The organism is Xanthomonas boreopolis (assembly GCF_046529185.1).
GTDB classification, from domain to species: Bacteria; Pseudomonadota; Gammaproteobacteria; order Xanthomonadales; family Xanthomonadaceae; genus Pseudomonas_S; species Pseudomonas_S boreopolis.
On record NZ_CP097162.1, the window covers coordinates 3,747,394 to 3,759,996 of the forward strand.

Genomic DNA, 12,603 nt, shown 5'->3' on the forward strand with positions numbered 1-12,603 from the left:
GAACCCCTATGCCCGTATCCCAACGCCATCGTTCCTGCACCGCCGTGCATGCGACCGCACCTGTCCGCAACGGCGCCGGGGGCTCCCCTTCGGGCACGCTGGCGCTCCTGGTCGGGCTGGCGCTTGCCCTGCCGGCCTCCGCCGCGCCGCCGTCCACGCAAGTGCTGGACAGCGGCTGGCAGGTCCGGCTCGCGCCGGGCCAGGCGCAGGCCAGGCAGTATCCGAAGGCGGCGCAGTGGCTGCCAGCCAAGGTGCCGGGCGCGGTGCAGAGCGATCTCATAGCCGCCGGCCTGGTGCCCGATCCGTTCCTGCGCGACAACGAGGCGCAGATCCAGTGGGTGGGCCTGAGCGACTGGCAGTACCGGGGCGAATTCGAGGCCGACGCCGCGCTGCTGGCGCGCCAGCACGTCGAACTGGTGTTCCAGGGCCTGGACACGCTGGCCGAGGTCAAGCTCAACGGCAAGCCCTTGCTCGAGGCCGACAACATGTTCCGGCGCTGGAGCGCCGACGTGAAGCCGCTGCTCAAGCGCGGCCGCAACCAGCTGGAGATCACCTTCCGTTCGCCGGTCGAGGCGATCCGCCCGTGGCTGGCCAAGCAGCCCTACGGGCTGCCCGGCACCTACGACTCGATGTTCGGCGACGAACCGGTGGGCCGCAACAGCTCGATCTACGTGCGCAAGGCACCGTACCAGTTCGGCTGGGACTGGGGCCCGCGCATCATCAACGCCGGCATCTGGAAGGACGTGCAGCTCAACGCCTGGGATGCCGTGCGGGTGGAGGACCTTTACATCGAGCAGAAGCGCCTGGATGAGCGCGTCGCCCAGCTCGGCGCGCAGTTGCAGATCGCCAGCAGCGTCGCCGGCGCGGTGGAAATCACCCTCGACGTGCTGGGCCCGGACGGCGCCACCGTCGTCCACGCCGTCGAGCAGCGCCCGGTCGATCCGGGCGACAACCGGATCGACCTGCCGGTACGCATCCCATACCCGAAGCGCTGGTACCCGGCCGGCTACGGCGCGCAGGACCGCTACACCTTCGTCGCCAGGGTGCGCGACACCAACGGCGACACCCAGGAGTTCCGCCGCGTCGTCGGCCTGCGCACCGTCGAGCTGCGCCGGCAGAAGGACGCGTGGGGCAAGAGCATGGAGTTCGTGATCAACGGCATTCCGGTGTTCGCCAAGGGCGCCAACCTGATCCCGCTCGACAGCTTCCCGAGCCGGGTCACCGAGGCCACGATGCGGCGCACGCTACAGGACGCGCGCGACGCCAACATGAACATGCTGCGCATGTGGGGCGGCGGGCACTACCAGGACGATCGCTTCTACGAGATCGCCGACGAACTCGGCATCATGATCTGGCAGGACTTCATGTTCGGCGGCGCGGTGCCGCCGCATGACGTGGCGTTCCGCGAGAACACCCGCCAGGAGGCGATCGAGCAGGTCAAGCGCCTGCGCGGCCATCCCAGCATCGTGCTCTGGTGCGGCAACAACGAGGTGCAGACCGGCTGGGAGAACTGGGGCGGCAGCGTCGAGTTCAAGCGGTCGCTCGACCCGGAGGAACGCAGCCGCATCGAGATGGGCATGACCACGCTGTTCGGCACGGTGTTGCGCGAAGCGGTCACCCGGTATTCGCCCGGCACGCCCTATTGGGCGACCTCGCCCGGCACCGATTTCGACGGTCCGGCCGACCAGACCGACGACGGCGACATGCACTACTGGAAGGTCTGGGGCGGCCCCGCGCTGCCAGTGACCGAGTACATGAACGTCACCCCGCGCTTCATGTCCGAGTACGGCCTGCAGTCGTTCCCGGACATGCGCACGATCCGAGCCTTCGCCCAGGACGGCGACCTGCAGCCGGAATCGCCGGTGATGCGCGCGCACCAGAAGTTCGACAAGGGCAACGGCAACCAGCGCCTGCTGCTGTACATCCGCCGCGAGTTCGGCGAGCCGAAGGATTTCGAGAGCTTCGTCTACCTGAGCCAGCTGATGCAGGCCGAAGGCATCGCCATCGCCGCCGAGCACCTGCGCGCCTCGCGCCCGCAGTCGATGGGCTCGCTGTACTGGCAGCTCAACGACGTGTGGCCGGTCGCGTCCTGGTCGAGCGTGGACTACTACGGCCGCTGGAAGGCGCTGCACTTCCACGCGCGCCGCTTCTACGCGCCTGAACTGATCGCCGCGCTGCGCAAGGACGGCACCACCACGGTCTCGCTGGTCTCCGACCGCACCGCGCCGCTGGCGGCGCGGTGGCGCATGCGGGTGATGGACTTCGACGGCAAGGTGCTGTCCGCCCGCACCCAGCCGGCGCGGCTGGCGCCGCTGAGCAGCACGCGGGTGGCGCAGTACGCCGACGCGGAACTGCTGCGGGGCGCCGATCCGAAGCGCACGTTCGCGGTGTTCGAGCTGCTCGACGGCGAGCGCGTGCTGTCGCGTCAGGCCGTGTTCTTCGACGCGGCCAAGCGGCTGGCGCTGCCGCAGGCGCAGGTGCGCAGCGAGTGGAAGGCCGACGGCGACGGCTACGCGCTGACGCTGACCAGCCCGGTGCTGGCGCGCGAGGTCTGGCTGTCGTTCGGCGACAACGACGCGCGACTGTCCGACAACGCCTTCGACCTGCTGCCCGGCGAGCCGATGACGCTGCACGTGCGCAGCGCCGCCGCGCTGGAAAAGCTGCAAGCGGCATTGCAGGTCCGCGACCTGGCCTCGACGCTCGCGGGCGCGCCGGCGGAGGCTGTGCAGTGAAAGGCGCCCTCATCCGCCCCTTCGGGGCACCTTCTCCCGCAAGCGGGAGAAGGGACGAGCGCGCGTGCCGTGATGGATGCCGGGCCGCTTCCTTCTCCCGCGGGCGGGAGAAGGCGCCCGGAGGGCGGATGAGGGCCCTGCTCGCCGCAACCCTCACCCTGTGCACCCTGCCTGGCCTCGCACACGCCGACGAGGCCGAGGACAAGGCCGCCGCGCTGGTCGCCAGGATGACCCGCGAGGAAAAGATCGCCCAGGCGATGAACGACGCCCCGGCGATCCCGCGCCTGGGCATTCCCGCCTACGAGTGGTGGAGCGAAGGCCTGCACGGCATCGCCCGCAACGGCTACGCCACCGTGTTCCCGCAGGCGATCGGCCTGGCGGCCACCTGGAACGCCGACCTGCTGCAGCAGGTCGGCACCGCGACCTCGACCGAGGCGCGCGCCAAGTTCAACCTCGCCGGCGGCCCCGGCAAGGACCACCCGCGCTACGCCGGCCTGACCCTCTGGTCGCCCAACATCAACATCTTCCGCGACCCGCGCTGGGGCCGCGGCATGGAGACCTACGGCGAGGATCCCTACCTCACCGGCCAGCTCGCCATCGGCTTCATCCGCGGCCTGCAGGGCGACGACCCGCGCCACCCGCGCACGATCGCCACGCCCAAGCACCTGGCCGTGCACAGCGGCCCGGAACCCGGCCGCCACGGCTTCGACGTGGACGTCTCGCCGCACGACCTGGAGGCGACCTACACGCCGGCGTTCCGCGCCGCGCTGGTCGAGGGCCAGGCCGGCTCGGTGATGTGCGCCTACAACTCGCTGCACGGCACGCCGGCGTGCGCGTCCGGATCGCTGCTCGATGGACGGCTGCGCGGCGACTGGGGCTTCAAGGGCTTCGTCGTGTCCGACTGCGACGCGGTCGACGACATGACCCAGTTCCACTACTTCCGCCCCGACAACGCCGGCTCCTCGGCCGCGGCGCTCAAGGCCGGCCACGACCTCAACTGCGGCTACGCCTATCGCGAACTCGGCAAGGCGATCGAGCGCGGCGAGGTCGAGGAGGCACTGCTCGACCGGTCGCTGGTGCGCCTGTTCGCCGCGCGCTACCGGCTCGGCGAGCTGGATGCGCCCGGGCGCGATCCATATGCCCGCCTCGGCACGAAGGACATCGACAGCCCCGCGCATCGCCGGCTCGCCCTGCAGGCCGCGGTGCAGTCGCTGGTGCTGCTGAAGAACGACGCCGGCACGCTGCCGCTGAAGCCGGGCACCACCCTCGCCGTGCTCGGTCCGAACGCCGATGCGCTGGCGGCGCTCGAAGCCAACTACCAGGGCACTTCGCGCGAGCCGGTGACGCCGCTGCTCGGCCTGCGCGCGCGCTTCGGCGCCGACAAGGTGCGCTACGCGCAGGGCGCGCCGCTCGCGGCCGGCGTGCCCGGCACGATCCCGGAAACCGCGCTGCGCAGCGACGGCAAGCCGGGCCTGAAGGGCGAGTACTTCGACAACCTGGACCTGGCCGGCACGCCGCGCACGGTGCGGCAGGACCGCGTGGTCGGCTTCAACTGGGACCGCGTCGCACCGGCCGAGGGCGTGCCGGCGGACCGCTATTCGGTGCGCTGGACCGGCGAGCTGCTGCCGCCCGGCCCGGGCGACTACACGCTGGCGGTGCGCGTGGCGCGCTGCTTCGATTGCGCCGGCCACGATCCGGTGCGCCTGTACGTCGACGATGCGTTGGTGATCGCCGGCAACGCCGAGGACAGGCGCATCGCCGCCGGCGTGCACAATGCCGACGGCCGCAACGTCGAGGCCACGCTGCATTTCGACGACGCGCGCCCGCGCCGCATCCGCCTGGAGATCGAGCACCGCGGCCAGGACCAGGGCCTGCGCCTGGAATGGCTCGCGCCCGCCGAGGCGCAACTGGCCGAGGCCGAGCGCGCGGTGGCGCAAGCCGATGCGGTGGTCGCCTTCGTCGGCCTCTCGCCCGACGTGGAAGGCGAGGAACTGAAGGTCGACGTGCCCGGCTTCGACGGCGGCGACCGCAACGCGATCGGGCTGCCGGCCGCGCAGGAAGCCCTGCTCGCGCGCGCCAAGGCCGCCGGCAAGCCGCTCGTGGTGGTGCTGATGAGCGGCAGCGCGGTGGCGCTGAACTGGGCCCAGCAACATGCCGACGCGATCCTCGCCGCATGGTATCCGGGCCAGTCCGGCGGCACCGCGATCGCGCAGGCATTGGCCGGCGACGTCAATCCGGGCGGGCGCCTGCCGGTGACCTTCTACCGCTCGACCAAGGACCTGCCGCCCTACGTCAGCTACGACATGAAGGGCCGCACCTACCGCTACTTCACCGGCACGCCGCTGTATCCGTTCGGCTACGGCCTGAGCTACACCCGGTTCGGCTACGACGCGCCGCGCCTGTCCGCCTCCACGCTGAAGGCCGGCGACACGCTGACCGTCTCCACCCGCGTGCGCAATACCGGCACGCGCGCCGGCGACGAAGTGGTGCAGGTGTACCTCGAGTATCCCAGGCGCCCGCAGTCGCCGCTGCGCGCCCTGGTCGGCTTCCGGCGCGTGACCCTGCAGCCCGGCGAATCGCGCGAACTGACGTTCGCGCTCGACCCACGCCGGCTCAGCGACGTCGACCGCGCCGGTACCCGCGCGGTCGAGCCCGGCGACTACCGCGTGTTCGTCGGCGGCGGCCAGCCCGGCACCGGCGCGGCGGGCGCGGCGGCCACGTTCTCGATCGAGGGCCGCGCGCCGCTGCCGAAGTGAAGCCGGGGCCCGGGACCCGGGAAAGCCGTCTTCTTGCATTGATCCCCATTGGAGCCTGTTCCATGCCAGACACCGATTCGCCATCCGCCCGCCGGCTGCGCCCGGGTCCCGGCTTCTCCGCCACCCGTCGCGACCTCCTGCGCGCGACCGCCACCGGCCTGCTCGCCGGCGCCCTGCCCGGCTTCGCCGTCGCGGCGGCCGGCGACCGCACGTTCGCCAGCAAGCGCCCGCCGAAGTCGCAGCGCCGTTTCGTCAGCGCCGCGGTCGAACGGCACCTGCAGCAGGTCAAGGCGAAGATCGGCGATCCGGAACTGGCCTGGCTGTTCGAGAACTGCTATCCCAACACGCTCGACACCACCGTCGAGACCGGCACGCGCAACGGCAAGCCTGACACTTTCGTCATCACCGGCGACATCCACGCGATGTGGCTGCGCGATTCCTCCGCGCAGGTGCATCCCTACGTGCCGCTGGCCAGGCAGGACCCGGCGTTGCGCCGGATGTTCCATGGCCTGATCCAGCGCCAGGCGGCGTGCATCCGCCTCGACCCCTACGCCAACGCCTTCCTGCCCGACGGCACGACCGCGCGCCTGAAGTGGTCGGTCGACGACATCACCGAGATGAAGCCCGGCGTCGGCGAGCGCAAGTGGGAAGTGGATTCGTTGTGCTATCCGATCCGGATCGCCCACGAGTACTGGCGCGCCAGCGGCGACACCGCGCCGTTCGACGACGACTGGCGCGAGGCGATGCGCGTGGTGGTGCGCACCTTCCGCGAACAGCAGCGCATGCACGACCGCGGCCCCTACACGTTCCAGCGGCCCTCGCCCCTGGCCACCGAGACGCTGGTGCTGGAGGGCTACGGCCAGCCGACCCGGCCCAACGGCATGATCCACTCGATGTTCCGCCCCTCCGACGACGCCTGCGTGTACCCGCTGTTCGTACCGGCCAACCTGTTCGCGGTGGTCTCGTTGCGGCAGCTGGCAGCGATGAGCGAGGCGATCCATCGCGACGCCGCTTTCGCGGCGGACTGCCGCGCGTTCGCCGACGAGGTCGAGAAGGCCACCCGCGCGTTCGGCCAGATGCGCGATGCCGACGGCCAGCCGTTCTGGGCCTACGAGGTGGACGGCTATGGCAACCAGCTGTTCATCGACGATGCCAACGCGCCCGGCCTGCTCAGCCTCGCCTACCTCGGCTGCTGCGAGCGCGACGATCCGGTGTTCCTGCGCACCCGCGCATTGGCCTGGAGCGAGCGCAACCCGTACTTCAGCCGCGGCCGCGCGGCCGAAGGCGTCGGCAGCCCGCATAGCGGCCTGGGCACGATCTGGCCGATGGCGATCGTGCAGTACGCGCTCGCCAGCGACGACGACGCGCAGATCCGCCAGTGCCTGCACTGGCTCAAGACCACCCACGCCGGCACCGGCTTCATGCACGAGGCGTTCGACAAGGACGATCCGGGCAAATTCACCCGCGACTGGTTCGCCTGGGCCAACACCCTGTTCGGCGAACTGGTCGTCGACCTGGCGCAGCGCAAGCCGCACCTGCTGAAAAACTGAGCACGAAGCCCTCTCCCGCTGGGAGAGGGGTTGGGGTGAGGGTACGGAGCGAAGCCCTGCGATGTTCCGACTGCACGCGGCTTCGCCCGAACCCTCATCCGCCCCTGCGGGGCACCTTCTCCCAAAGGAGAAGGAAGGTCCTCGCCTTCACCGAACGACGGAGTACACCCAATGGCAACACGACGCGGCTTCCTGCAGGGCGCCATCGCCCTGGCCCTGTTCGGCGGCACCGGCCTTGCCGGCACCGCGCTCGCGCGCGCCGGCCGCTACGCCATGCCGGCCGACGCGCGCGCCAAGGCCGACCTCACTCGCCACGTCGACGTGTTCATCGGCACCGGCGGGCACGGCCATACCTTCCCCGGCGCGACGCTGCCGTTCGGCATGGTCCAGCTGAGCCCGGACACCTACAACGCGGTATGGGACGCATGCAGCGGCTACCACGAGTCCGACGGCTCGATCATGGGCTTCTCGCACACGCACCTGTCCGGCACCGGCATCGGCGACATGCTCGACGTGCTGGTCGTGCCCGCGATCGGTGAAGTCAGGCTGGCGCCCGGCCCGCTCGACAATCCCGACGCCGGCTACCGCCAACGCTACGACCACGCCGACGAGGCCGCCTCGCCCGGCTACTACCGCGTGCGCCTGGAGTCCAACATCCATGCCGAGCTGACCGCCACCGCGCGCGCCGGCCTGCACCGCTACCACTTCCCGAAGGGCCGGCCCGCGCACCTGCTGGTCGACTTCGCCCACGGCATGCAGGACAACCCGTCCACGCCGACCCGGGTCACCGAGGCGCAACTGCGCGTGGTGGACGACCGCACCGTCGCCGGCGGCCGCCGCGTCTGGCAGTGGGCCAAGGGCCGCTACGTCTTCTTCGCGATGCGCCTGTCGCGCCCGTTCGCGCAGGCGCAGCTCTACAGCGGCGACCAGCCGCTCGCCGGCGACGCGCGCCAGGCCGACGGCAGCAAGCTCAAGCTCGCCCTGCACTATCCGGACGCCGGCGACGCGCCGCTGCTGGTCAAGGTCGGCATCTCCGCGGTCAGCGCCGAGAACGCGCTGGCCAACCTCGACGCCGAGCTGCCCGACTTCGACTTCGCGCGCGTGCACGCCGAGGCGGTCGCCGCCTGGGAGAAGGAACTCGGCCGCGTGCGCATCGACACCGGCGACGACGCGCAGCGCCGCATCTTCTACACCGGCCTCTACCACGCGCTGCTGGCGCCGACGCTGTTCAGCGACGTGGACGGCCGCTACCGCGGCATGGACCTGCAGGTGCACGCGCTGCCGGAGGGCCAGCACAACTACAGCACCTATTCGCTGTGGGACACCTACCGCGCCCTGCATCCGCTGCTGACGCTGGTCCAGCCCGAGCGCGTGCCGGACCTGGCGCAATGCCTGGTGCGCGGTGCCGCCGAATGCCCGGACGGCGTCGGCATCTGGCCGCTGCAGGGCGTGGAGACCGGCTGCATGATCGGCTACCACTCCGCCGTCGTGCTGGCCGAAGCGCATGCCAAGGGTTTCGCCGGGATCGACTTCGCCGCGGCCTGGCCGCTGTACCGCAAGCGCGCCATGGAGGACGACTTCCATGGCCTGCCGTATTACCGCCGGCTCGGCTACATCCCCAGCGACAAGGTCGACGAGGCGGTCAGCCGCACGCTCGAATACGCCTACGACGACTGGGCCTGCGCGCACCTGGCGCGCGCCGCCGGCGACGAGGATGCCTACCGCACGCTGCTGCAGCGCTCGCGCAACTACCGCAACGTGTTCAACCGCGACAGCGGCTTCGTGCAGCCGCGCCTGGAGGATGGCCGCTGGGCGGCGCCGTTCGACCCGCGCGCGATGGGCCACGCGAAACGATGGCGCGACTTCACCGAGTCCAATGCCTGGCAGGCCACCTTCCTCAACCAGCACGACCTGTACGGCTACATGGAACTGTTCGGCGGCCGCGACGGCTTCGTCGCCAAGCTCGACGAGCTGTTCGCCACCAGTTCCGAACTGCCCGCCGACGCGCCGCCGGACATCGACGGCATGGTCGGCCAGTACGCGCACGGCAACGAGCCGAGCCACCACGTCGCCTACCTCTATGCCTATGCCGGGCAGCCGTACAAGACCCAGGCGATGGTGCGCCGGCTACTGCGCGAGCAATACCACGACGCGCGCAACGGCCTGTCCGGCAACGAGGACTGCGGGCAGATGAGCGCCTGGTTCGTGCTCAGCGCCCTGGGCCTGTACGCGGTCGATCCGGTCAGCGGCAACTACGTCGTCGGCAGTCCGTTGTTCGACGCCGCCGAACTCGACGTCGGCGGCGGCCGCAAGCTGCGCATCGTCGCCCGCGGCAACGGCGCCGAGAACGTCTACGTGCAGTCGCTGCGCTGGAACGGCCAGCCGTTGAACCGCGCCTGGCTGCGCCATGCCGACATCGCCGCCGGCGGCACGCTGGAGTTCGAGATGGGGCCCAAGCCCAATCCCGCATTCGGCTCGCGCAAGCAAGACCTGCCGCCGTCGTTCGTGTAGCCGGGACTGAGGACTCGGGACTTGGGACTTGGGACTTGGGACTCGGGACTCGGGACTCGGGACTCGGGACTCGGGACTTCAACATGCTGCCGCATCCCCACTCCGCATGCCTGTCTCGCCCACTCCTGCTCCCACAGGCGGATCTTGCCCATCCCTTCTCCGCAAGCGGATCTCGCCTCCCCTTGCCTGCAAGCGGGCTTTGCCTATCCCTTCTCCCGCTTGCGGGAGAAGGTGGCCCGCAGGGCCGGATGAGGGCGCTTCGCTCAATCCTGACACCGGACATCGCAATGCTGCGTAGAACGCTCGCCTCATTCACCCTCGCCTGCGCGCTTGCGCTGCCGGGCATCGTCGCCGCACAGAGCGTCGATGCCTGGCCCGCCTTCTCCACCACCGGCGACCACTTCACCCGCGGCGGCAAGCCCTACCGGATCGTCTCCGGCGCGATCCACTTCCAGCGCATTCCCCGCGCCTACTGGAAGGACCGCCTGCTCAAGGCCCGCGCGCTCGGCCTCAACACGGTCGAGACCTACGTGTTCTGGAACCTGGTCGAGCCCAGGCCGGGCACGTTCGACTTCGGCGGCGACAACGACGTCGCCGCGTTCGTGCGCGAGGCCGCCGCGCTCGGCCTCAACGTGATCCTGCGCCCCGGTCCCTACGCCTGCGCCGAATGGGAAGCCGGCGGCTATCCCGCCTGGCTGTTCGCCGAACCCGGCATGCGCGTGCGCAGCCAGGACCCGCGCTTCCTCGCCGCCAGCGGCGCCTACCTCGAGGCCGTCGCCGGCCAGGTGCGCCCGCTGCTCAACGGCAACGGCGGCCCGATCATCGCCGTGCAGGTCGAGAACGAGTACGGCTCCTATGGCGACGACCACGCCTACATGCAGGCCAACCGCGAGCTGTTCGTGCGCGCAGGCTTCGACAAGGCGCTGCTATTCACTTCCGACGGCGCCGACATGCTCGCCAACGGCACCCTGTCCGGCACCCTGGCGGTGGTGAACTTCGCGCCGGGCGAGGCCAGGAGCGCATTCGAGAAGCTGGCGAAGTTCCGCCCCGGCCAACCGCGGATGGTCGGCGAGTACTGGGCCGGCTGGTTCGACCACTGGGGCGAGAAGCACGCCAGCACCGACGCCGCCCAACAGGCCGGCGAGTTCGAATGGATCCTGCGCCAGGGCCATTCCGCCAACCTGTACATGTTCGTCGGCGGCACCAGCTTCGGCTTCATGAACGGCGCCAACTTCCAGGGCAATCCCGACGACCATTACGCGCCGCAGACCACCAGCTACGACTACGACGCCGTGCTCGACGAAGCCGGCCGGCCGACGCCGAAGTTCGCGCTGTTCCGCGACGCCATCGCGCGCGCCACCGGCATGCAGCCACCGGCCCTGCCCGCGCCGATCCATTTCGCCGCCCTGCCGGCCACGCCGCTGCGCGAATCCGCCTCGCTGTGGGACAACCTGCCCGCGCCCTCGCCGCGCAGCGACGACCCGCAGCCGATGGAGCGCTACGGCCAGGCCTACGGCTACATCCTCTACCGCACCACCCTCACCGGCCCGCGCAAGGGCGCGCTGTACCTGGGCGAGGTGCGCGACTATGCGCGCGTCTACGTCGATCGCAAGCTCGCCGGCAGCGCCGACCGCCGCCTGAAGCAGGCGACGGTGGACGTGGACATCCCGCCCGGCCGGCACACCCTCGAGGTGCTGGTCGAGAACGGCGGCCGCATCAACTACGGCCCGCGCATGGCCGATGGTCGCGCCGGCCTGGTCGATCCGGTGTTCCTCGACGGCCAACCGGTGAAGGGCTGGCAGGCGTTCCCGCTGCCGATGGACGCGCCCGAAGCGATCCGCGGCTGGACCACCGCCAACGTGGAAGGCCCCGCCTTCCACCGCGGCACACTGAAGATCGCCACTCCCGCCGACACCTACCTGGACATGCGCGCCTTCGGCAAGGGCTTCGCCTGGGCCAACGGCCACAACCTCGGCCGCCACTGGAACATCGGCCCGCAGCGCGCGCTCTACTTCCCAGCGCCATGGCAGCGCAAGGGCGGCAATACGGTGATCGTGTTCGACCTGGACGACGTGCCGGAACCTCGCGTCGGCGGGCTACGGCACCAGGTCTGGTCGGCTCTGGAAAACTAGTTCCCGTTCCCTGCCACCGGCAATCTCCGCACTTCTACCTCAAGCCGCCACCCGACGCTGGCGGAGCTTGTGAGCAACGCCCGCCGGTGATAGCGTCGCCTCGTGCTCTCGCGCATGGCGAACCACAGGGGATTACACGCATGGATTACGCGACATATTTCAGGGGAAAACCAACAAGGACTTGGAGATCCAGCTGCCAGGCTTTGGAAACTGCTGCGCTATGCACCGTGCATACGCACCATTTTGACGTCGAATAGTAGTTAGGGCGCATGAGCAGGCAATTGCGGCTACCAAAGTTTTGGATACTCGCGCTGGCTCAGCTGGCGCTTGCGGTTGCTATTGCCGGCACTTGGTTCTACTTCCGGACAGAGGCGCTTTTAGCTGGCCCACCAAGTGGCGACCTCTACGCCAACAACTGGGGATTCCAGCTCATCGTTTTTGTCGTAGCCTGGCTTCCCGCCACACTCCTTATAACTGGCATTCTGCTTGCCATCGAGCATCGAGCGCTAAAGCCACATTACTCGGCGCATCAGGCGGAGGGCGTGCGACATGCGCCCTAACAATTCATTCAAGCCGAACCCGCTTCGCGGGTCGGCTTAATTCAGGCGTTAGGTGTCAATGAAATGTTCTCGCTAACCACACAAGAGCTAGATAACGCGTTTGCGGCCATCCAGAGACATGGATACAGCGCAATGTTGCCCGCACCCCCGGAATGGGGCGAGGTCGTTGCTAACTGGGCGGCAGTCCGAGATGCAATCGCTCAGATTGATTTAGATACATACATCCCGTACAAGCCGTTAACTGTATTCTCTCCGAAGAATCGCGCTAACGTCCGCGTGCTTCATCTGCTACATCCTCAAGACCTATTGATATACACAGCGCTGACGTTAATAGCAAAGCGCGACATAGAGGCCAATCGCCT

At 69.5% G+C, this 12,603-nt stretch carries 6 protein-coding genes; all 6 read left to right on the forward strand.

Annotation, left to right across the window (positions count from 1 at the left end):
* The first annotated feature begins 8 nt into the window (after positions 1 to 8).
* The 6 genes from M3M27_RS16885 to M3M27_RS16910 all read left to right on the forward strand — a co-directional run bounded on the left by M3M27_RS16885 (position 9) and on the right by M3M27_RS16910 (position 12,241).
* Positions 9 to 2,732 carry a beta-mannosidase gene (locus M3M27_RS16885; RefSeq protein WP_434026354.1) on the forward strand — a complete coding sequence of 908 codons (2,724 nt, stop codon included), beginning with the start codon at positions 9 to 11 and terminating at the stop codon, positions 2,730 to 2,732.
* Between the two features lie 128 nt (positions 2,733 to 2,860).
* The gene (locus M3M27_RS16890; protein WP_434026355.1) at positions 2,861 to 5,488 is read left to right on the forward strand and encodes a glycoside hydrolase family 3 C-terminal domain-containing protein; all 2,628 of its coding nucleotides are present in this window, start codon (positions 2,861 to 2,863) and stop codon (positions 5,486 to 5,488) included.
* A 62-nt stretch (positions 5,489 to 5,550) separates the two neighbouring features.
* The gene (locus M3M27_RS16895; RefSeq protein ID WP_434026356.1) at positions 5,551 to 7,038 is read left to right on the forward strand and encodes a glycoside hydrolase family 125 protein; all 1,488 of its coding nucleotides are present in this window, start codon (positions 5,551 to 5,553) and stop codon (positions 7,036 to 7,038) included.
* 171 nt (positions 7,039 to 7,209) lie between these two features.
* On the forward strand, positions 7,210 to 9,549 hold the full coding sequence (locus M3M27_RS16900; protein ID WP_434026357.1) for a GH92 family glycosyl hydrolase: 2,340 nt from the start codon (positions 7,210 to 7,212) through the stop codon (positions 9,547 to 9,549).
* A gap of 287 nt (positions 9,550 to 9,836) precedes the next feature.
* Entirely contained in the window at positions 9,837 to 11,681 is a 1,845-nt protein-coding gene (locus M3M27_RS16905; protein WP_434026358.1) for a glycoside hydrolase family 35 protein, read from the forward strand.
* A 269-nt stretch (positions 11,682 to 11,950) separates the two neighbouring features.
* A complete protein-coding gene (locus M3M27_RS16910) occupies positions 11,951 to 12,241 on the forward strand; it encodes a hypothetical protein (protein ID WP_434026359.1) in 291 nt (96 codons plus the stop codon).
* Positions 12,242 to 12,603 lie beyond the last annotated feature (362 nt).

What these genes read in the sequence shown, in the direction of transcription:
- M3M27_RS16885 (WP_434026354.1), top strand. Translation starts at nt 9, where the DNA reads ATGCCCGTATCCCAACGCCATCGTTCCTGCACCGCCGTGCATGCGACC.
- M3M27_RS16890 (WP_434026355.1), top strand. Translation starts at nt 2,861, where the DNA reads ATGAGGGCCCTGCTCGCCGCAACCCTCACCCTGTGCACCCTGCCTGGC.
- M3M27_RS16895 (WP_434026356.1), top strand. Translation starts at nt 5,551, where the DNA reads ATGCCAGACACCGATTCGCCATCCGCCCGCCGGCTGCGCCCGGGTCCC.
- M3M27_RS16900 (WP_434026357.1), top strand. Translation starts at nt 7,210, where the DNA reads ATGGCAACACGACGCGGCTTCCTGCAGGGCGCCATCGCCCTGGCCCTG.
- M3M27_RS16905 (WP_434026358.1), top strand. Translation starts at nt 9,837, where the DNA reads ATGCTGCGTAGAACGCTCGCCTCATTCACCCTCGCCTGCGCGCTTGCG.
- M3M27_RS16910 (WP_434026359.1), top strand. Translation starts at nt 11,951, where the DNA reads ATGAGCAGGCAATTGCGGCTACCAAAGTTTTGGATACTCGCGCTGGCT.